Annotated in this window: 36 protein-coding genes; 4 read left to right on the top strand and 32 right to left on the bottom strand. The window is 47.9% G+C overall.

What is annotated here, in order from left to right; translation table 11 throughout:
• Positions 1–16 precede the first annotated feature (16 nt).
• From fmt to mscL, 4 genes are all read left to right on the top strand, one after another.
• The gene (gene fmt, locus JC793_RS18590) at positions 17–961 is read left to right on the top strand and encodes a methionyl-tRNA formyltransferase (protein WP_218426993.1); all 945 of its coding nucleotides are present in this window, start codon (positions 17–19) and stop codon (positions 959–961) included.
• Positions 962–1042: 81 nt separating this feature from the next.
• Entirely contained in the window at positions 1043–2335 is a 1293-nt protein-coding gene (gene rsmB / locus JC793_RS18595) for a 16S rRNA (cytosine(967)-C(5))-methyltransferase RsmB (RefSeq protein ID WP_218426995.1), read from the top strand.
• 24 nt (positions 2336–2359) lie between these two features.
• Positions 2360–3736, top strand: coding sequence for a Trk system potassium transporter TrkA (gene trkA, locus JC793_RS18600; RefSeq protein WP_046895366.1), 1377 nt, complete (start codon positions 2360–2362; stop codon positions 3734–3736).
• Positions 3737–3822: 86 nt separating this feature from the next.
• The gene (gene mscL, locus JC793_RS18605; protein WP_046895367.1) at positions 3823–4230 is read left to right on the top strand and encodes a large-conductance mechanosensitive channel protein MscL; all 408 of its coding nucleotides are present in this window, start codon (positions 3823–3825) and stop codon (positions 4228–4230) included.
• Between the two features lie 4 nt (positions 4231–4234).
• On the opposite strand, the gene JC793_RS18610 is transcribed toward mscL, so the two are convergent.
• The 32 genes from JC793_RS18610 to bfd all read right to left on the bottom strand — a co-directional run bounded on the left by JC793_RS18610 (position 4235) and on the right by bfd (position 19865).
• Positions 4235–4435, bottom strand: coding sequence for an alternative ribosome-rescue factor A (locus JC793_RS18610; protein ID WP_025154662.1), 201 nt, complete (start codon positions 4433–4435; stop codon positions 4235–4237).
• Positions 4436–4442: 7 nt separating this feature from the next.
• A complete protein-coding gene (gene zntR, locus JC793_RS18615) occupies positions 4443–4892 on the bottom strand; it encodes a Zn(2+)-responsive transcriptional regulator (protein WP_046895368.1) in 450 nt (149 codons plus the stop codon).
• Positions 4893–5056: 164 nt separating this feature from the next.
• Entirely contained in the window at positions 5057–5443 is a 387-nt protein-coding gene (gene rplQ, locus JC793_RS18620; protein WP_015422330.1) for a 50S ribosomal protein L17, read from the bottom strand.
• Positions 5444–5480: 37 nt separating this feature from the next.
• Complete coding sequence (locus JC793_RS18625) at positions 5481–6470, bottom strand: DNA-directed RNA polymerase subunit alpha (RefSeq protein WP_004238609.1); 990 nt, start codon at positions 6468–6470, stop codon at positions 5481–5483.
• A gap of 25 nt (positions 6471–6495) precedes the next feature.
• Positions 6496–7116, bottom strand: a complete 621-nt coding sequence (gene rpsD / locus JC793_RS18630; protein ID WP_015422331.1) for a 30S ribosomal protein S4 — start codon at positions 7114–7116, stop codon at positions 6496–6498.
• 37 nt (positions 7117–7153) lie between these two features.
• Positions 7154–7543 carry a 30S ribosomal protein S11 gene (rpsK, locus tag JC793_RS18635; protein WP_003863312.1) on the bottom strand — a complete coding sequence of 130 codons (390 nt, stop codon included), beginning with the start codon at positions 7541–7543 and terminating at the stop codon, positions 7154–7156.
• 15 nt (positions 7544–7558) lie between these two features.
• Positions 7559–7915 (bottom strand): 30S ribosomal protein S13, encoded by a 357-nt coding sequence (rpsM, locus tag JC793_RS18640; protein ID WP_004242250.1) that lies wholly within the window; start codon positions 7913–7915, stop codon positions 7559–7561.
• Between the two features lie 144 nt (positions 7916–8059).
• Entirely contained in the window at positions 8060–8176 is a 117-nt protein-coding gene (gene rpmJ / locus JC793_RS18645; protein ID WP_015422332.1) for a 50S ribosomal protein L36, read from the bottom strand.
• A 33-nt stretch (positions 8177–8209) separates the two neighbouring features.
• Complete coding sequence (gene secY, locus JC793_RS18650) at positions 8210–9541, bottom strand: preprotein translocase subunit SecY (protein ID WP_004238612.1); 1332 nt, start codon at positions 9539–9541, stop codon at positions 8210–8212.
• A 7-nt stretch (positions 9542–9548) separates the two neighbouring features.
• Complete coding sequence (gene rplO / locus JC793_RS18655) at positions 9549–9983, bottom strand: 50S ribosomal protein L15 (protein WP_004242249.1); 435 nt, start codon at positions 9981–9983, stop codon at positions 9549–9551.
• Between the two features lie 3 nt (positions 9984–9986).
• Entirely contained in the window at positions 9987–10166 is a 180-nt protein-coding gene (gene rpmD / locus JC793_RS18660; RefSeq protein WP_004238614.1) for a 50S ribosomal protein L30, read from the bottom strand.
• A 6-nt stretch (positions 10167–10172) separates the two neighbouring features.
• Positions 10173–10673 (bottom strand): 30S ribosomal protein S5, encoded by a 501-nt coding sequence (rpsE, locus tag JC793_RS18665; RefSeq protein ID WP_004238615.1) that lies wholly within the window; start codon positions 10671–10673, stop codon positions 10173–10175.
• 14 nt (positions 10674–10687) lie between these two features.
• Positions 10688–11041, bottom strand: coding sequence for a 50S ribosomal protein L18 (rplR, locus tag JC793_RS18670; RefSeq protein ID WP_046895369.1), 354 nt, complete (start codon positions 11039–11041; stop codon positions 10688–10690).
• 9 nt (positions 11042–11050) lie between these two features.
• On the bottom strand, positions 11051–11584 hold the full coding sequence (gene rplF / locus JC793_RS18675) for a 50S ribosomal protein L6 (RefSeq protein ID WP_046895370.1): 534 nt from the start codon (positions 11582–11584) through the stop codon (positions 11051–11053).
• Between the two features lie 14 nt (positions 11585–11598).
• The gene (gene rpsH, locus JC793_RS18680; RefSeq protein ID WP_004242248.1) at positions 11599–11991 is read right to left on the bottom strand and encodes a 30S ribosomal protein S8; all 393 of its coding nucleotides are present in this window, start codon (positions 11989–11991) and stop codon (positions 11599–11601) included.
• A 34-nt stretch (positions 11992–12025) separates the two neighbouring features.
• Complete coding sequence (rpsN, locus tag JC793_RS18685) at positions 12026–12331, bottom strand: 30S ribosomal protein S14 (protein WP_004238619.1); 306 nt, start codon at positions 12329–12331, stop codon at positions 12026–12028.
• A gap of 12 nt (positions 12332–12343) precedes the next feature.
• Positions 12344–12883 (bottom strand): 50S ribosomal protein L5, encoded by a 540-nt coding sequence (gene rplE / locus JC793_RS18690; protein WP_046895371.1) that lies wholly within the window; start codon positions 12881–12883, stop codon positions 12344–12346.
• Between the two features lie 15 nt (positions 12884–12898).
• Positions 12899–13213 carry a 50S ribosomal protein L24 gene (gene rplX / locus JC793_RS18695; RefSeq protein ID WP_004238623.1) on the bottom strand — a complete coding sequence of 105 codons (315 nt, stop codon included), beginning with the start codon at positions 13211–13213 and terminating at the stop codon, positions 12899–12901.
• Between the two features lie 11 nt (positions 13214–13224).
• Positions 13225–13596 (bottom strand): 50S ribosomal protein L14, encoded by a 372-nt coding sequence (gene rplN / locus JC793_RS18700; protein ID WP_015422333.1) that lies wholly within the window; start codon positions 13594–13596, stop codon positions 13225–13227.
• Between the two features lie 175 nt (positions 13597–13771).
• A complete protein-coding gene (gene rpsQ / locus JC793_RS18705; protein ID WP_015422334.1) occupies positions 13772–14026 on the bottom strand; it encodes a 30S ribosomal protein S17 in 255 nt (84 codons plus the stop codon).
• On the bottom strand, positions 14026–14217 hold the full coding sequence (gene rpmC, locus JC793_RS18710) for a 50S ribosomal protein L29 (RefSeq protein WP_004238624.1): 192 nt from the start codon (positions 14215–14217) through the stop codon (positions 14026–14028). The genes rpsQ and rpmC overlap by 1 nt, the downstream gene beginning before the upstream one ends.
• Positions 14217–14627 carry a 50S ribosomal protein L16 gene (gene rplP / locus JC793_RS18715; RefSeq protein WP_006535500.1) on the bottom strand — a complete coding sequence of 137 codons (411 nt, stop codon included), beginning with the start codon at positions 14625–14627 and terminating at the stop codon, positions 14217–14219. The genes rpmC and rplP overlap by 1 nt, the downstream gene beginning before the upstream one ends.
• Positions 14628–14641: 14 nt before the next feature.
• The gene (rpsC, locus tag JC793_RS18720) at positions 14642–15343 is read right to left on the bottom strand and encodes a 30S ribosomal protein S3 (RefSeq protein ID WP_107680714.1); all 702 of its coding nucleotides are present in this window, start codon (positions 15341–15343) and stop codon (positions 14642–14644) included.
• A gap of 16 nt (positions 15344–15359) precedes the next feature.
• Positions 15360–15692: a 50S ribosomal protein L22 gene (gene rplV / locus JC793_RS18725; RefSeq protein WP_004238627.1), complete on the bottom strand. Its 333-nt coding sequence runs from the start codon at positions 15690–15692 to the stop codon at positions 15360–15362.
• A 14-nt stretch (positions 15693–15706) separates the two neighbouring features.
• Entirely contained in the window at positions 15707–15985 is a 279-nt protein-coding gene (gene rpsS, locus JC793_RS18730) for a 30S ribosomal protein S19 (RefSeq protein ID WP_015422335.1), read from the bottom strand.
• A gap of 14 nt (positions 15986–15999) precedes the next feature.
• Positions 16000–16824 (bottom strand): 50S ribosomal protein L2, encoded by an 825-nt coding sequence (gene rplB, locus JC793_RS18735; protein ID WP_004238630.1) that lies wholly within the window; start codon positions 16822–16824, stop codon positions 16000–16002.
• A 19-nt stretch (positions 16825–16843) separates the two neighbouring features.
• Positions 16844–17146: a 50S ribosomal protein L23 gene (gene rplW / locus JC793_RS18740; protein WP_004238631.1), complete on the bottom strand. Its 303-nt coding sequence runs from the start codon at positions 17144–17146 to the stop codon at positions 16844–16846.
• On the bottom strand, positions 17143–17748 hold the full coding sequence (gene rplD, locus JC793_RS18745) for a 50S ribosomal protein L4 (RefSeq protein WP_046895372.1): 606 nt from the start codon (positions 17746–17748) through the stop codon (positions 17143–17145). The genes rplW and rplD overlap by 4 nt, the downstream gene beginning before the upstream one ends.
• 16 nt (positions 17749–17764) lie before the next feature.
• Positions 17765–18394 (bottom strand): 50S ribosomal protein L3, encoded by a 630-nt coding sequence (gene rplC, locus JC793_RS18750; RefSeq protein ID WP_004238634.1) that lies wholly within the window; start codon positions 18392–18394, stop codon positions 17765–17767.
• A gap of 31 nt (positions 18395–18425) precedes the next feature.
• Complete coding sequence (gene rpsJ, locus JC793_RS18755; protein ID WP_001181005.1) at positions 18426–18737, bottom strand: 30S ribosomal protein S10; 312 nt, start codon at positions 18735–18737, stop codon at positions 18426–18428.
• A 336-nt stretch (positions 18738–19073) separates the two neighbouring features.
• Positions 19074–19556 carry a bacterioferritin gene (bfr, locus tag JC793_RS18760; protein ID WP_046895374.1) on the bottom strand — a complete coding sequence of 161 codons (483 nt, stop codon included), beginning with the start codon at positions 19554–19556 and terminating at the stop codon, positions 19074–19076.
• Positions 19557–19673: 117 nt separating this feature from the next.
• Positions 19674–19865, bottom strand: a complete 192-nt coding sequence (gene bfd / locus JC793_RS18765) for a bacterioferritin-associated ferredoxin (RefSeq protein ID WP_046895375.1) — start codon at positions 19863–19865, stop codon at positions 19674–19676.
• Positions 19866–19972: the final 107 nt, after the last annotated feature.

The following is a 19972-nucleotide window of genomic DNA, read 5'->3' on the forward strand; positions in this document are numbered from 1 at the left end:
TTTACAGGAAAGCAACGTGTCAGATTCACTACGTATTATCTTTGCAGGAACGCCTGATTTTGCCGCACGCCACCTGGATGCCCTGATTCAGTCAGAGCATAATGTCGTTGGCGTCTTAACCATGCCGGATCGCCCTGCCGGCCGCGGGAAAAAAATCACCGCAGGCCCGGTAAAAGAGCTGGCACAACAGCACGATATTCCTGTTTTCCAGCCATCCACACTGCGCAAAGACGAAAATCACCAGTGGATACGTGACCAGCAGGCAGACATCATGATTGTCGTGGCCTACGGGATGATTTTACCGCAGGCAGTGCTGGATATCCCGCGCCTCGGGTGTCTGAATGTTCACGGTTCCCTGTTACCGGCATGGCGTGGTGCAGCGCCTATCCAGCGTGCATTGTGGGCCGGTGATGCAAAAACCGGTGTGACCATTATGCAGATGGACGCCGGTCTCGATACCGGCGATATGCTGTATAAAGCTGAGTGTGATATCACATCAGAAGATACCAGTGCGTCACTGTATGAAAAACTCGCCGGTATCGGCCCGCAGGCACTGTTACATACATTGTCTCTGGTCTGTCAGAATGCTCTTCGTCCTGAAAAACAGGACGACACCCTGGTTACCTACGCAGAGAAACTGAGCAAAGAAGAAGCCCGGCTGGACTGGTCTTTATCTGCCGCTCAGTTAGATCGCTGTATCCGGGCTTTTAATCCGTGGCCAATCAGTTATATGGTGATTGATGAGCAACCAGTGAAAGTCTGGCAGGCCACAGTGATTGCGGAACAGACTTCCGCAACTCCGGGAACAGTTATCCGTGCGGATAAAAGCGGCATTCAGGTTGCCACTGCCGACGGTATTCTGAATATCACACAGTTACAGCCTGCCGGTAAAAAACCGATGTCAGCTGCTGATATCCTGAATTCCCGTAAAGAATGGTTTACCCCGGGCAATTTACTGTAATTTTGTTTCGTAACCGGCATATCCTGTTCGGTATGCCGGTCACCCTTTCTCTTTATCACTCGCCGGCATACCGGAATCACAATGAAAAACAGTTATAACCTACGCAGTATTGCTGCCCGTATCATCAGCCAGGTCCTGGATCAGGGACAGTCACTCAGCGCACTTCTGCCTGAATATCAGCGGGATATCAACCCGAAAGACAAAGCATTGTTGCAGGAATTGTGCTTTGGCGTGATGCGGGTACTGCCGGAGCTTGAATGGTACAGCCGGCAGCTGATGGCAAAACCACTGACCGGCAAACAGCGGGTACTGCATTATCTGATTCTGGTCGGTTTTTATCAGCTTCGTTATACACGTATCCCGGCACACGCCGCACTGTCTGAAACTGTTAATGGTGCTGTTACCCTGAAAAAGCCACAGCTGAAAGGGCTGATTAACGGTGTGCTGCGTCAGTTCCAGCGTCAGGAACAGGTTCTGTCTGAACGTTTTGCTAATAATGAAAGCCGCTGGCTGCATCCGAAATGGCTGTTATCCCGTATTCAGGCTGCCTACCCTGAAAACTGGGAATCCGTTATTACTGCAAATAATGAAAAACCGCCGATGTGGCTGCGGGTTAACCGTAACCATCACTCCGCACAGGCATATCAGGCCCTGCTGGCAGAAAATAATATTGACGCTTTTTATAATCCTTCATATCCGGATGCACTGCGTCTCGCAGCACCTTGCCCCGTCACTGATCTGCCGGGATTTGCTGAGGGCTGGGTTACTGTTCAGGACAGTTCTGCGCAGGGCTGCGCATTACTGCTGGATCCGCAGAATTATGAAACAATTTTAGATCTGTGTGCTGCACCCGGCGGGAAAACAACCCATATTTTAGAGATAGCGCCCCGCGCTCACGTCATGGCTGTCGATGTGGATAAGCAGCGTTTGACCCGGGTTAATGAGAACTTACAACGGCTTAAGCAAAATGCTGTTGTTAAGACCGGTGACGGCCGTTATCCGGAACAATGGGCTGAATCACAGACATTCGATCGTATTTTACTTGATGCGCCCTGCTCCGCGACCGGCGTTATCCGCCGCCATCCTGATATAAAATGGCTGCGCCGTGATAATGATATTAATGAACTGGCCGCACTGCAGCGGGAAATTCTGGAAGCGGTCTGGCCGTATCTTAAGCCCGGCGGCACCCTGGTCTATGCAACCTGTTCCGTATTACCGGAAGAGAATATTCATCAGATAAATAATTTTCTGTCTTTACATCGTGATGCAGTGTTAACAGATACACCGGCCTCCGGTTATCAGATGCTGCCGGATGCTCAGAGCGGAGACGGATTTTTTTACGCTAAACTGGTTAAACAGGCACTTCCTGCCTGATAAACAACCCGGACGATCATTTATATGAAAATTATTATTCTTGGTGCCGGACAAGTCGGCGGCACACTGGCAGAAAACTTAGTTGATGAAAACAACGATATTACTGTTGTGGATACCAACCCGGACCGGTTACGTCAGTTGCAGGATAAATTCGATCTCCGGGTGATAAACGGTGCGGGCTCTCACCCCAGGGTGCTGCGTGAAGCCGGGGCAGAAGATGCGGATATGCTCGTTGCCGTGACCAACTCCGATGAAACGAATATGATCGCCTGCCAGGTCGCCTACACGTTGTTCAATACACCAAACAAGATCGCCCGAATCCGATCTTCCGAATATGTCCGCGAGGCCGATAAATTATTTTTACCGGAAGCGATCCCGATAGATCATCTGATCGCTCCTGAACAGCTGGTTATCGACAGCATCTATAAGCTGATCCAGTATCCCGGAGCCCTTCAGGTTGTGAATTTTGCCGAAGGACGCGTCAGTATTGTTGCCGTAAAAGCCTATTACGGCGGTTCACTGGTCGGGAACGCCCTTTCCAGTCTGCGCGAGCATATGCCGCACATTGAAACACGGGTTGTGGCTATCTTCCGCCAGGACAGACCGATTCGTCCGCAGGGTTCAACCATCATTGAAGCCGGTGATGAAGTATTTTTTGTCGCTGCATCCGAACATATCCGTGCGGTAATGAGTGAATTACAGCGGCTGGAAAAACCGTATAAGCGGATCATGATTGTCGGCGGCGGGAACGTCGGAGCCGGTCTGGCCCTGCGTATCGAGAAAGACTATAACGTCAAACTGATCGAGCACAACGCTAATCGGGCAACAGATCTTGCCGAGTTGCTGCATGACACTATTGTTTTCTACGGGGATGCATCAGACCAGGAATTATTAGCAGAAGAGCATATTGAGCAGGTTGATGTCTTTATTGCCCTGACCAACGATGACGAAGCAAATATTATGTCTGCGATGCTCGCCAAACGCATGGGCGCCAAAAAAGCAATGGTGCTAATCCAGCGCAGCGCATATGTGGACCTGGTACAGGGCGGCGTTATCGATATTGCGATCTCCCCGCAACAGGCCACTATTTCTGCATTACTGGGACATGTACGCAAAGCGGATATCGTCAGTGTATCTTCATTGCGTCGCGGTGTCGCTGAGGCTATTGAAGCTATTGCACATGGTGATGAAAACACCTCAAAAGTCGTCGGGCGCAAAATTGCCGATATTAAGCTGCCACCGGGCACTATTATTGGTGCGATTGTCAGAGATGAGCAGGTGATTATTGCGAATGCCGAGCACAGTATTGAGCAGGGAGACCATGTTGTGCTGTTCATTACTGACAAACGCCACGTACCCGAGGTGGAGAAGCTCTTCCAGCCAAGTCCGTTCTTCTTATAAATAAGTACTTAATATTTTGATAGTAAATGCTATTGATTTATACTTGAGAATGACAACTTGTTAACATTTTGGGTAAGGAAAAAGGTATGAGCTTCATAAAAGAGTTTCGTGAATTTGCGATGCGCGGTAATGTCGTTGATATGGCTGTCGGTATCATTATCGGTGCGGCATTCGGCAAAATTGTGTCCTCATTAGTTGCTGATGTCATCATGCCACCACTCGGTTTACTTATCGGCGGGATCGACTTTAAGCAATTTGCCGTTGTGCTGCGGGAAGCCAGCGGAGATGTGCCTGCTGTTGTACTGAACTATGGTGTATTCCTGCAGACCGTCTTTGACTTCGTCATCGTCGCATTTGCTATCTTCATTGCCATCAAAATGCTGAATAAATTACGCCGTGAGCAGGCAGAAGCACCTGCTGAGCCGCCGGCTCCATCAGCAGAAGAAACATTACTGACTGAAATCCGTGATTTATTAAAAGATCAAAAGAAATAATAAACTAAAAGGCCAGTAGTAAAAGATTATCTAATCGCTTACTACTGGCCTCCCGGTAACCTGCCTTATTGTGTTTTTCTTTCCGGTTATAACTCCCTTTACCTTTCTTATTTTTCTCTACTCTCTGCCGGAAAAGCGGATCTGATAATAGTGCTTCGAGGGCGTTATCTTGTATCACGCCGCGCTTATGAGCATATTTCGTCATAGTAACCTCATTGATTATGTTTACTCTCTTTTTTTGAACAGCCACAGGGCTCTGTCGCTCCCTGCTCAAGGATTTCCAGAATGGTGCATTGTGAACTGACATGTGCCGTTCCGCAACAGGCATCACTCAGCATCTTCAGGGAATCCCGCATTCGCTGCATTTCAACCAACTTTATTTCCACATCTTTCAGCCGATCATCGACAATTTGCTTTGATTCGCGGCAGGTATGGTGTTCAGGATCAACCCTGATCGATAACAATTCAGTGATCGCTTCCAGAGTAAAGCCCAATTGTTTTGCATAACGGATAAAACGCAGACGATGCAGATCCTGTTCGGTATACAAACGATAGCCGCCATCCGTCCGGGACTGATGATCCATCATGCCCTGTTTTTCATAAAAGCGGATCGTGTCCGGTGTCACTTCTGCAAGTTTTGCTAACTGACCAATTCGGTACATCGGCAACCTCCTGACATTATCTGGCCTGACGCCATCATATCAGAATAGTAAAATGTTGTATGTCATTGGCTGGGATATGGGGATGAAGGGTATAACTTCAAGAGCAGGATTAGCAGAAATAAAAAAACCGGGTTAAAAACCCGGTTTTTTTACGCAGTAACAGATTACTCTGCTGCTGCTTCAGTCTGGGACTCAGCGCGGTCAACAAGCTCAATGTAAGCCATTGGAGCATTGTCACCAGCACGGAAACCACATTTCAGAATGCGGGTGTAACCACCTGCACGCTGAGCGAAACGTGGTCCCAGCTCGTTGAACAGTTTTGCCACGATTTCGTTATCACGAGTACGGGCGAATGCTAAACGACGGTTAGCAACGCTATCCGTTTTAGCCAGGGTAATCAACGGCTCAACAACGCGACGCAGTTCTTTTGCCTTAGGCAAAGTCGTCTTGATAATTTCGTGACGAACTAAAGAACCGGCCATGTTACGAAACATAGCTTGGCGATGGCTGCTGTTGCGGTTCAATTGACGACCACTCATACGATGGCGCATGACCTTATCCTTCTCAGTAAAACCTTAACCTGTGATCTTATTCGTCAGCAATACTTGCCGGCGGCCAATTTTCCAGACGCATGCCCAGAGATAAGCCACGAGATGCCAGAACGTCCTTAATTTCAGTAAGAGATTTCTTACCAAGGTTAGGCGTTTTGAGCAACTCAACTTCTGTACGCTGTACCAGATCACCGATGTAGTGGATTGCTTCTGCCTTGAGACAGTTAGCAGAGCGGACAGTCAATTCGAGATCGTCTACTGGGCGCAGTAAAATCGGATCGAATTCTGGTTTTTCTTCTTTCACTTCCGGCTGACGAACATCACGTAAGTCAACGAAAGCTTCCAGTTGTTCGGCCAGAATGGTTGCCGCACGACGAATTGATTCTTCTGGATCAATCGTGCCGTTGGTTTCCATTTCGATAACCAATTTATCCAAATCGGTACGCTGCTCAACACGTGCTGCTTCAACATTGTAAGCAATACGCTCAACTGGGCTGTAGCACGCGTCTACTAACAAACGACCGATTGGGCGCTCATCTTCTTCCGAATGAATTCGGGCAGAAGCAGGAACATAACCACGACCGCGCTGAACTTTGATGCGCATATTAATAGATGCGCCTTCGTCAGTGAGATGGCAAATTACATGTTCCGGCTTGACGATTTCAACATCACCGTCATGGATGATGTCGGCTGCAGTCACAGGGCCAATGCCAGATTTATTCAGAGTTAAGATGACTTCATCTTTTCCCTGAAGTTTTACCGCCAGCCCTTTCAGGTTGAGCAGAATTTCCAGGATATCTTCCTGTACACCTTCTTTAGTGCTGTACTCATGGAGTACACCATCAATCTCAACCTCAGTTACCGCACAACCCGGCATAGACGAAAGCAGAATACGGCGCAGTGCGTTACCCAGAGTATGGCCAAAGCCACGCTCTAATGGTTCAAGGGTCACCTTGGCGTGCGTCGAACTGATTTGCTCGATATCAACCAGGCGCGGTTTAAGAAACTCTGTCACAGAACCCTGCATTGTGTCCTCTCTTTGGTGCTAAGCCTTACTTAGAGTAAAGCTCGACGATCAGGTGCTCGTTAATATCAGCAGAAAGGTCAGTACGCTCAGGAATACGTTTGAACACACCTTCCATTTTCGCAGCATCAACTTCCAACCAAGTTGGTTTTTCACGCTGCTCAGCCAGCTCTAAAGCAGCCTTAATACGAGACTGTTTTTTCGCTTTTTCACGAATGCTGATTACGTCGTTAGGGGAAACCTGATAAGAAGCAATGTTTACAACACGGCCATTTACCATGACAGCTTTATGGCTGACGATCTGACGTGCTTCTGCGCGGGTAGCGCCAAAGCCCATACGATAAATAACGTTGTCTAAACGACCTTCCAGCAGGGACAGCAGGTTTTCACCTGTGTTGCCTTTCAGGCGGGTTGCTTCTTTATAGTAGTTACGGAACTGACGTTCCAGCACGCCGTACATACGACGAACTTTTTGTTTTTCACGTAACTGAACACCATAATCAGACAGACGCGGTTTACGGGCGCCGTGCTGGCCTGGTGCTTGATCTAATTTACACTTGGTGTCAATCGCGCGAACACCAGACTTCAGGAAGAGGTCTGTTCCTTCGCGACGGCTCAGCTTGAGCTTCGGACCCAAATATCTAGCCATTTTCTTTCTCCAACTATCCTAAAAAACGTGAGGGCGATTAAACGCGACGTTTTTTCGGAGGACGACAACCGTTATGAGGGATCGGAGTCACATCAGTAATGTTAGTGATGCGGAAACCAGCCGCGTTTAATGCGCGAACGGTTGACTCACGGCCAGGACCAGGTCCTTTAACCATAACTTCCAGATTCTTAATACCGTACTCTTTCACAGCCTCTGCGCAACGTTCTGCTGCAACCTGTGCTGCGAATGGAGTTGATTTACGAGAACCACGGAAACCGGAACCACCGGCAGTTGCCCAACCTAATGCGTTACCCTGACGGTCAGTAATGGTAACGATTGTGTTGTTGAAAGAAGCATGGATATGAGCCACACCGTCAGAGACTTGTTTTCTTACACGCTTACGTGCACGAACAGGTGCTTTTGCCATTATAAGATTCCCCGATTATTTCTTGATCGGCTTACGCGGACCCTTACGGGTACGTGCGTTAGTCTTCGTACGCTGACCGCGTACCGGAAGACCACGACGATGGCGTAAACCACGATAGCAACCAATGTCCATAAGACGTTTGATGCTGAGGGTCACTTCACGGCGCAGGTCACCTTCTACAACGTATTTAGCAACTTCGTCACGCAGTTGGTCGATTTGCTCTTCAGACAGCTCACTGATCTTAACATCTTCAGCAATACCCGTTGCTTTACAGATAGCCTGTGAACGGGTTAAGCCGATGCCGAAAATTGCAGTTAATGCAATAACAGCATGTTTATGATCAGGAATGTTAATGCCTGCTATACGGGCCACTATGCACTCCTAAAAATTTTGGGGTAATACTGATCTGAAAAGCCCGTTTTCAGGATACTCAAACAGTAGAACCACGTTTATAAAAAGATTGGCTGGCTAATTTAGCCAGCTCAATCCAACTTTGCAAGAAAAATATGCTTTTTATTAGCCTTGGCGCTGTTTATGCTTAGGCTCAGCACTGCAAATCACGCGCACGACACCGTGACGCTTAACGATTTTGCAGTTACGGCATAATTTCTTGACGGAAGCACGAACTTTCATTTTTACTCTCCGTAACTTCTAAAGCAAACCGAATTAACGGTTATAACCTTTGAGGTTTGCTTTTTTCAATGCAGACTCGTACTGACTTGACATCATCAGAGTTTGCACTTGAGCCATAAAGTCCATGATGACCACAACCACGATTAAGAGGGAAGTACCACCAAAGTAGAAAGGTACTTTCATTGCGTCACGCATGAACTCCGGGATTAGGCAGATAAAGGTAATATATAACGCGCCAACTAAAGTTAAACGAGTCATTACTTTATCGATGTACTTGGCCGTTTGCTCTCCCGGACGAATTCCTGGTACAAATGCACCGGACTTCTTCAGGTTATCTGCTGTTTCTCTTGGATTAAATACCAGTGCGGTATAGAAGAAACAGAAGAATATGATTGCAGAGGCATAAAGTAACACATAGAGCGGCTGGCCTGGCTGCAGATACATAGAAATTGTCGTCAGCCAATCCCAGCCAGTACCATCACCGAACCAAGATGCAATTGTACCAGGGAACAGGATAATACTGGAAGCGAAAATCGCAGGAATTACACCCGCCATATTCACTTTCAACGGTAAGTGTGTACTTTGTGCCGCGTAAACACGGCGGCCTTGCTGACGTTTGGCATAGTTAACGACGATACGACGCTGACCACGCTCCATAAAGACAACAAAGCAAGTAACCGCAAATACCAAGACTGCAACCAATAGCAACAGGAGGAAGTGCAGTTCGCCTTGACGAGCTTGCTCGATGGTATGGCCAATCGCCGACGGAAGACCCGCGACAATACCGGCGAAGATAATGATCGAAATACCGTTACCGATACCACGTTCAGTAATCTGCTCACCCAGCCACATCAGGAACATAGTCCCTGTCACCAAACTCACAACAGCCGTGAAGTAGAATGCAAAGCCCGGGTTAATAACCAGACCCTGCATACCAGGCATATTCGGTAAGCCCATCGCGATACCAACAGATTGGAACACCGCAAGGACTAACGTACTATACCGGGTGTACTGGCTAATCTTACGACGACCAGCTTCCCCTTCTTTCTTAATCTCCGCCAGACGCGGGTTCACCACGCTCAGCAGCTGGATAATAATCGATGCCGAAATGTACGGCATGATACCCAGCGCAAAGATTGAAGCACGACTCAACGCACCACCAGAGAACATGTTAAACATCTCAATGATGGTGCCTTGTTGTTGCTCGAGCAATTTCGCAAGAACAGTGGCATCAATACCAGGGATAGGAATGAAAGAGCCAATACGGAAAACAATCAGTGCGCCGAGCACAAACAGTAAACGACGCTTTAACTCACCTATTCCGCCTTTAGCACTTTGGAAATCTGTACCTGGTTGCTTTGCCATCTGTTACTTATTCCTCGATTTTACCGCCAGCAGCTTCGATAACAGCACGAGCGCCTTTAGTAACACGCAGGCCGCGTACAGTAACTGCACGAGTCAGTTCACCAGACAGGAACACTTTCGCGTACTCAATCTGTGGACCAATAACGTTTGCGGCTTTCAATACATTAAGATCGATAACATCGCCTTCGATCAGCTGAAGATCAGATAAACGGATCTCAGCAGTGACCATCGCTTTACGGGAAGTAAAGCCGAATTTTGGCAGACGACGATATAAAGGCATCTGGCCACCTTCAAACCCACGACGTACGCCACCGCCAGAACGAGAGCTCTGACCTTTGTGACCACGACCTGCGGTTTTACCGAGACCGGAACCAATACCACGACCTACACGTTTTGGTGCGTGTTTAGCACCTGCTGCCGGAGACAGAGTATTTAATTGCATCTGTTACTCCTCAACCTTAACCATATAGGAAATACGATTGACCATACCACGAACCGCTGGTGTATCTTCGCGTTCTACAGTGTGACCAATATGACGCAGACCTAAACCGACCAGAGTTGCCTTGTGTTTTGGCAGACGGCCGATTGAGCTGCGGGTTTGTGTAATTTTAATAGTCTTAGCCATGGTCCATTACCCCAGAATTTCTTCGACGGATTTACCACGCTTAGCTGCAACCATTTCTGGAGACTTCATGCTGTCTAAAGCATCCAGTGTTGCACGAACAACGTTAATTGGGTTCGTGGAACCATAAGTTTTAGCCAGGACGTTACGAACACCGGCAACTTCAAGAACAGCACGCATTGCACCACCGGCAATAATACCGGTACCTTCGTGAGCAGGCTGCATAAACACGCGGGAACCGGTGTGTGTGCCTTTCACTGGGTGGAATAATGTGCCGTTGTTAAGTGCAACGGTTTTCATGTTGCGACGGGCTTTCTCCATCGCTTTCTGGATTGCTGCCGGAACTTCGCGTGCTTTGCCGTAACCAAAACCAACGCGGCCGTTGCCATCACCCACTACAGTCAGTGCGGTGAAGCTAAAGATACGACCACCTTTAACGGTTTTAGATACGCGGTTTACCGCGATCAGCTTTTCCTGCAGTTCGCCAGCTTGTTTTTCGATGTGTGCCATCTTACACCTCTACCTTAGAACTGTAGGCCAGCTTCACGGGCAGCATCTGCCAGTGCCTGGACTCGACCATGATATTGGAAACCAGAACGGTCAAAGGATACTGCTTTGATTCCTTTTTCCAGTGCGCGCTCAGCAATAGCTTTACCTACTGCAGCTGCGGCATCTTTGTTTCCGGTGCATTTAACTTGTTCGCTGATAGCTTTTTCAACAGTAGAAGCGGCCACCAACGTTTCAGAACCGTTTGGTGCAATAACCTGCGCATAGATATGGCGAGGGGTACGATGTACCACCAGGCGGGTTGCACCCAGTTCCATAAGCTTGCGGCGTGCGCGGGTCGCACGACGGATACGAGCTGCTTTCTTATCCATAGTGTTACCTTACTTCTTCTTAGCCTCTTTAATACGCACGACTTCGTCGGCGTAGCGAATACCTTTACCTTTGTAAGGCTCAGGGCGACGATAGGCGCGTAAGTCTGCTGCGATCTGACCAATAACCTGCTTATCAGCACCTTTCAGTACGATTTCAGTTTGGGTCGGACATTCAGCAGTAACGCCAGCCGGCAGTTTGTGCTCTACCGGGTGAGAGAAACCTACAGACAGGTTTACTACATCACCTTTAACGGCTGCACGATAACCAACACCTACCAGTTGCAGCTTCTTAGAGAAGCCTTCGGTAACACCAACAACCATAGCGTTAACCAGTGCACGAGTTGTACCAGCCTGTGCCCATGCGTCGGTATAACCGTCACGTGGACCAAAGGTTAACTGGTTGTCTGCATGATTAACTTCTACAGCGTTGTGGATATTACGGCTCAGCTCGCCGTTTTTACCCTTAATCGAAATAACCTGACCGTTGAGTTTTACCTCTACGCCGGCAGGAATGACGACGGGTGCTTTTGCCACACGAGACATTCTTTCCTCCCGAATTATGCTACGTAGCAGAGAATCTCGCCACCAAGACCAGCCTGGCGAGCTGCACGATCAGTCATTACACCTTTAGATGTAGAAACAACTGCGATACCCAGACCTGCCATAACTTGTGGCAGTTCGTCTTTGCGCTTATAAATACGCAGACTTGGGCGGCTTACGCGCTGGATACTTTCTACAACAGCCTTACCCTGGAAATACTTAAGAGTCAGTTCCAGTTCTGGCTTGATGTCGCCTTCGATTTTAAAATCTTCAATATAACCTTCTTCCTTCAGCACGTTGGCAATCGCCACTTTCAGCTTGGAGGAAGGCATGGTGACCGCAACTTTGTTCGCGGCCTGACCGTTACGGATACGGGTCAGCATATCCGCGATGGGATCTTGCATGCTCATCTGTCTTTACTCCCGTGATTCAATATGGTGACAATTACCAGCTAGCTTTCTTAAGGCCCGGGATTTCACCGCGCATAGCGGCTTCACGGACTTTAATACGGCTTAAGCCAAACTTCCGCAGAAAACCGTGTGGACGCCCGGTTTGGCGGCAACGGTTACGCTGACGGGAAGGACTGGAATCACGTGGCAGAGATTGAAGCTTCAGAACAGCATCCCAACGATCGTCATCTGATGCGTTGACATCGGAGATGGTAGCTTTCAGTTCTGCGCGTTTTGCGAAGAATTTCTCAGCTAATTTTGCACGTTTTACATCACGCGCTTTCATAGATTTCTTAGCCATGAATACCCTGCCTTACTTGCGAAACGGGAAGTTAAACGCTGATAACAGTGCGCGACCTTCATCATCAGATTTCGCGGTGGTAGTGATAGTAATATCAAGACCACGAACACGATCCACTTTATCGTAATCGATTTCAGGGAAGATGATTTGTTCACGTACGCCCATGCTGTAGTTACCGCGACCATCGAATGACTTAGCGGACAAGCCACGGAAGTCACGAATACGTGGTACAGCAATAGAAATCAGACGCTCAAGAAACTCCCACATGCGTTCGCCACGCAGAGTTACTTTACAGCCGATTGGATAGCCCTGGCGGATTTTGAAGCCTGCAACAGATTTGCGTGCTTTGGTGATCAATGGTTTCTGACCAGAGATTGCTGCTAAGTCAGCTGCTGCGTTATCCAGCAGTTTTTTATCAGCAATTGCTTCACCAACACCCATGTTCAGGGTGATCTTCTCGACCCGAGGGACTTGCATGACAGAATTGTAGCTAAACTGAGTCATCAGTTGTTTAACTACTTCGTCTTTGTAGTAATCATGCAGTTTCGCCATCGTATACTCCAAAAATTACTTGATAGTTTCGCTGTTAGATTTGAAGAAACGGACTTTTTTGCCGTCTTCGAATCTAAAACCTACACGGTCAGCCTTGCCGGTTGCCGCATTGAAGATTGCAACGTTAGAAACCTGAATTGCAGCTTCTTTTTCAACGATGCCACCTGGTTGATTCAGGGCCGGAACCGGCTTCTGATGTTTCTTAACCAGATTGATACCTTCAACGATAACTTTACCAGAAGAAAGAACCTGTTTTACTTTACCGCGCTTACCTTTATCTTTGCCGGTCAGCACGATAATTTCGTCATCACGACGGATTTTCGCTGCCATAGTTCCGCTCCTTAGAGTACTTCAGGTGCCAGTGAGATAATTTTCATAAACTTCTCGTTACGAAGTTCACGAGTTACCGGCCCAAAAATACGCGTACCGATAACTTGCTCGCTGTTATTGTTTAACAATACACAAGCGTTGCTATCGAAGCGAATGACAGAACCGTCAGGGCGACGTACACCCTTCTTGGTGCGCACCACTACTGCCTTCAGAACATCACCTTTTTTTACTTTACCGCGCGGAATTGCTTCCTTGATGGTAATTTTGATAATGTCGCCTACAGCTGCGTAGCGACGGTGCGAGCCACCTAGAACCTTGATACACATTACGCGACGTGCACCGGAGTTATCGGCCACGTTCAGCATAGTCTGTTCTTGGATCATTTTAGTGCTCCGCTAAATGTCAACTACTACTGAGCCACTCTTACTAAAAAGAGAGGCCGTCCAAATACCCATATTACGAGGGCGCGGCATTATAACACCACATCTTCGTTATGGATAGAAAAAAATAAACGGCTCTAAAGCCGAGCCGTTTATTCTACATCAGAAAGCAGTACAATTACAGTACAGCTTTCTCTACGACGCGAACCAGGGTCCAGGACTTAGTCTTAGACAGTGGACGGGTTTCGCGGATTTCTACCACGTCACCGATACCACATTCATTGTTCTCGTCATGTACGTGCAGTTTAGTCGTACGACGGATGAACTTACCATACAGAGGGTGTTTCACCATACGCTCGATAGTCACAACAATGGATTTTTCCATTTTGTCACTAACAACACGACCTTGCAGAGTACGGATTTTATCGGTCATTACGCACCCGCCTTCTCAGTCAATAAAGTCTTAACACGTGCGATATTACGACGCACTTGTTTTAACAGATGAGACTGTTGTAACTGGCCGCTTGCCGCTTGCATACGCAGGTTAAATTGTTCGCGCAGCAGGTTCAGCAGCTCAGTGTTCAGCTCTTCAACGCTTTTTTCGCGCAGCTCTTTCGCTTTCATTACATCACCGTCTTAGTTACAAAGGTGGTTTTGATAGGCAGTTTAGCTGCTGCCAGCTTGAATGCTTCACGAGCAAGCTCTTCTGGTACGCCGTCCATTTCATACAGGACTTTACCCGGCTGGATTAAGGCAACCCAATACTCCACGTTACCTTTACCTTTACCCATACGCACTTCAAGAGGCTTTTCAGTGATAGGTTTGTCCGGGAACACACGGATCCAGATTTTACCCTGACGCTTAACTGCACGGGTCATAGCACGACGTGCTGCTTCGATCTGACGTGCAGTCAGACGACCACGGCCAACAGCTTTCAGACCATAAGTGCCGAAGCTCACATCCGCGCCTGCTGCCAGACCGCGGTTACGGCCTTTGTGCACTTTACGGAATTTTGTACGCTTTGGTTGTAACATTCAGCGACTCTCCTTTACTTACGGCCTTTACGCTGCTGTTTTTTAGGTTGAGCAGCCGGTTTTTCCGCCTGTTCAACTGCAGCCATGCCACCCAGGATCTCACCTTTGAAGATCCACACTTTAACGCCGATCACACCATAAGTAGTCTGAGCTTCAGAGGTGTTATAATCGATGTCTGCACGCAGAGTATGCAGAGGCACACGGCCTTCGCGATACCACTCAGTACGTGCGATTTCAGCACCGCCTAAACGGCCGCTTACTTCGACTTTGATACCTTTAGCGCCTAAACGCATAGCATTCTGTACCGCACGCTTCATAGCACGACGGAACATAACACGACGTTCCAGCTGTGAAGTGATGCTGTCAGCAACTAATTTTGCGTCCAGTTCAGGTTTACGTACTTCGGCAATATTGATTTGCGCAGGAACGCCAGCGATTTCTGAAACGCTTTTGCGCAGTTTTTCAACGTCTTCGCCTTTCTTACCGATAACGATGCCAGGGCGTGCAGTGTGAATAGTCACACGGATGCTCTTAGCAGGACGCTCGATAACGATGCGGGATACTGACGCTTTTTCCAGTTCTTTAGTTAAGTACTTACGTACTTTAAAGTCGCTGTCCAGGTTGTCAGCGAATTCTTTGGTGTTCGCAAACCAGGTAGAGTTCCAAGGTTTAACAATACCCAGGCGAATACCATTTGGATTTACTTTCTGACCCATTGCTAGTCTCCAGGTATCAGCGATCGGACACAACCACAGTGATGTGGCTGGTGCGCTTAAGAATACGATCTGCACGACCTTTAGCACGAGGCATGATGCGCTTCATGGTTGGGCCGTCGTCAACGAAAATTTTCGCTACTTTCAGATCATCGATGTCAGCGCCATCGTTGTGTTCTGCGTTAGCAATAGCAGACTCCAGGACTTTCTTCACTAAACCAGCAGCTTTCTTGTTGGTAAAGGTTAAAATTTCCAGAGCTTGCGACACTTTCTTACCGCGGATCAGGTCAGCCACCAGGCGAACCTTCTGAGCAGAAGAACGAGCGTGGCGATGCATAGCAATAGTTTCCATCTCTTCCTCCTACCTTATTTCTTTTTGGCTTTTTTATCAGCCGCATGGCCGCGATAAGTACGGGTCGGCGCGAATTCACCCAGTTTATGACCAACCATTTCGTCGGTAACGTAAACCGGAACATGCTGACGACCATTATGGACAGCGATGGTCAAACCGATCATGTTAGGAAAGATCGTTGAACGACGGGACCAAGTCTTAACAGGCTTTTTGTCACCGCTTTCCACCGCTTTCTCTACCTTCTTCAGCAAGTGCAGGTCAATAAAAGGACCTTTCTTGAGAGAACGTGGCATGGCTTATCCTCTAATTATTTCTTAGTACGACGATGAACGATGAAGTGTTCAGTGCGTTTGTTTTTACGAGTCTTCTTACCTTTGGTCTGAACGCCCCATGGTGTTACAGGGTGTTTACCAAAGTTACGACCTTCACCACCACCGTGTGGGTGATCTACCGGGTTCATCGCAGTACCGCGAACGGTAGGACGAATACCACGCCAGCGGCTAGCACCGGCTTTACCCAGAACGCGCAGCATGTGTTCAGCGTTACCCACTTCACCTAAAGTCGCGCGGCAGTCTGAAGGAACTTTACGCATTTCACCGGAACGCAGACGAATAGTGACATAAGCACCATCGCGCGCAACGATTTGAACGTAAGTACCGGCAGAACGTGCCAGCTGGCCGCCTTTACCTGGTTTCATTTCTACGTTATGAACAGTAGAACCAACCGGGATGTTGCGCATTGGCAAAGCGTTACCCGCTTTGATTGCAGCATCAACACCAGACTGGATTTGATCACCAGCTTTCAGGCCTTTAGGAGCCAGGATGTAACGGCGTTCACCGTCTTTGTATAATACCAGAGCAATATTTGCTGAACGGTTTGGATCATATTCCAGACGTTCTACAACAGCCGGGATACCGTCTTTGTTACGTTTAAAGTCAACAATACGGTAATTTTGCTTGTGACCACCACCAATATGACGGGTAGTGATACGGCCATTGTTGTTACGACCACCAGACTTGTTGTTTTTCTCAAGCAGTGGTGCGTAAGGTTTGCCCTTGTGCAGCTCAGGGTTGACCACTTTAACGACGTGGCGACGGCCCGGAGACGTAGGTTTACATTTAACAATTGCCATTGTTCTTTACTCCTCCGACTTATTCAGCGCCGCCGACGAAGTCCAGATTCTGGCCTTCCTGCAGGGTGACGTAAGCTTTTTTCCAGTCGCTACGACGACCGAAACGCTGACCGTGGCGCTTCACTTTGCCTTTAACCAGCAGAGTGTTAACACCTTCAACTTTGACTTCGAACAGTTTTTCAACTGCAGCTTTGATTTCAGCTTTAGTCGCGTCTTTAGCAACTTTGAGTACGATGGTATTTGTTTTTTCCATCGCGGTAGACGCTTTTTCAGATACGTGCGGCGCGCGCAGTACTTTCAGCAGACGTTCTTCACGGATCATGCCAGCATCTCCTCAACTTGCTTAACTGCTTCAGCAGTCATCACTACTTTACCGAACGCGATCAGACTGACCGGATCGATTGCAGTGACATCACGCACGTCAACCTTGTACAGGTTGCGAGCTGCTAAGAACAGGTTCTCATCAACTTCGTGGGTGATAATCATCACGTCTTCCAGAGCCATATCTTTCAATTTCTGAACAAGCAGCTTAGTTTTAGGTGCTTCTACAGCAAATTTTTCGACAATGATCAGACGATCCTGACGTACCAGTTCGGACAAAATGCTTTTCAGCGCACCGCGGTACATCTTTTTGTTAACTTTTTGACTGTGGTCCTGTGGTTTCGCTGCGAAAGTGATACCACCAGAGCGCCAGATTGGGCTCTTAACTGAACCAGAGCGGGCACGACCAGTGCCTTTTTGACGCCATGGTTTTTTACCTGACCCAGTAACTTCAGCACGAGTTTTCTGAGCACGTGTACCTTGACGAGCACCAGCTGCATACGCAACAACTACTTGATGGACAAGCGCTTCATTGAAATCACGCCCGAAGGTAGTTTCGGAAACAGTCAGCGCGCTTTGCGCGTCTTTCATTACCAATTCCATTCCTATCTCCTCGACGTTAAGCCTTGACAGCTGGTTTAACAATCAGGTTGCTACCGGTTGCACCCGGGACAGCACCTTTTACCAGCAGCAGGTTACGTTCAGCGTCAACGCGAACGACATCCAGGCTCTGAACGGTTACACGTTCGTTACCCAGCTGACCTGCCATTTTCTTGCCTTTAAATACCTTACCCGGAGTCTGGTTCTGACCGATAGAACCCGGAACACGGTGAGACAAGGAGTTACCATGAGTAGCATCCTGAGTACGGAAGTTCCAGCGCTTAACAGTACCGGCGAAGCCCTTACCTTTAGATGTACCAGTAACGTCAACTTTCTTAACGTCAGCGAAAATTTCAACGCTGATGTTCTGGCCAACAGTAAACTCTTCACCTTCTGACAGGCGGAATTCACGTAACAGGCGACCAGCTTCAACACCAGCTTTTGCGAAATGTCCTGCTTCAGGTTTGTTCACGCGGTTAGCTTTTTTGCTGCCGGTGGTAACCTGAATAGCACGATAACCGTCGGTTTCATCAGATTTAACCTGAGTAACGCGGTTATTTTCGATTTCGATAACAGTAACAGGGATTGACACACCTTCTTCAGTGAAGATGCGGGTCATACCCACTTTTTTACCGACTAAACCAATCATTGTTTCAACCTCTCAATCAATTGATACCTGATTAACCCAGGCTGATCTGCACGTCAACGCCGGCAGCCAGATCCAGACGCATCAGAGCATCAACGGTTTTTTCAGTTGGCTCAACGATGTCAACCAGACGTTTGTGAGTGCGGATTTCGTACTGATCGCGCGCATCTTTGTTGACGTGCGGAGAGATCAGAACGGTAAAACGCTCTTTACGGGTCGGCAGCGGGATAGGACCACGAACTTGCGCACCAGTGCGCTTGGCAGTCTCTACGATTTCCGCAGTTGATTGATCGATCAGACGATGATCAAAAGCTTTAAGGCGGATACGGATTCTTTGGTTCTGCATGAGACCAGAGCTCCAACTATTTTATAAACGTAAAAAATTACTCCTCGCACCCATTTCGATTGACGGGGGAGTGTAATCGTTCTCGATGTAATCCCCATATCGGGGATATTTTCATAAACAGCGAAAAGCATGCCGTTCAATGCTGGTATCAACCAGGCTTGCACAATTGGCAAGCCCGCGCATTATACGTGAATGAGCTCTGAAAGCAAGACGCAAACCGGGATTTGTGCAAATTATCTCCGGCATCGCTGCAAAACATCAGAAAAGAAAAAACCGCCGCGGGTTTCCCTGCCGGCGGTTATGCACATTGCTTACTTCAGTGATTATTTACCTGTTTTATTCGCTGTCCGCATCCGCCATCTGTGCCTGCTGATAATTTTGCAGACCCACACGGGCGATAAGATCCAGCTGGGTTTCCAACCAGTCAATGTGGGACTCTTCTTCTGCCAGAATTTTTATCATTAAATCACGGCTGACGTAATCATGTTTGGAATCGGCGTAAGCAATTGCCTCACGTAAATCTTTGGCGCCGTCCAGTTCCAGCTGAAGGTCAGACTTCAGCATTTCTTCGACATCCTCACCGATATGAAGTTTGCCGAGATCCTGAAGGTTCGGGAGCCCTTCCAGAAATAAGATACGCTCAATGTATTCATCGGCGTGTTTCATCTCATCAATGGATTCTTCATATTCCTTGTTATTGAGTTTAATCAGACCCCAATTTTTGAACATACGCGCATGCAGAAAATACTGGTTAATCGCAACCAGTTCATTTCCCAGCAATTTGTTCAGATGAGAGATCATTTTTTTATCGCCTTTCATGTACCCTCCTTTGTTTCCAGTCTGTTTAGTATAGACACAGGAAATAAATCACGGAGTGATTACAGTGACAAAATAGCGATACAGTTCAAAATTCAGACGAGTTACTCAGGGAAAAACTCAGGCGACGCAGTCAACCGGGACTGCCATATGCTCTTCTGCCATAACGGCTTTGGCGTGGCGGATACATTTACCGCATTCAGTACCGACAGGAATAATTTTGCGCAGTTCACCAATAGAATGAACCTGATGCTGACGCACCGCATTCCGGATAGCTTTATCACTGATGGCATTACACAAGCATACATACATATCATTCCTCCTGACTGCGCTAAAGAGTAAATGATAATCAATATTATTACAATTGCGATTGTGTAAATTTTGTCAGATGTCACCGGAAAGCAGACATAAAAAAAGAG

Origin of the sequence: Morganella morganii (assembly GCF_019242955.1) — a bacterium.
Classification (GTDB): domain Bacteria; phylum Pseudomonadota; class Gammaproteobacteria; order Enterobacterales; family Enterobacteriaceae; genus Morganella; species Morganella sibonii.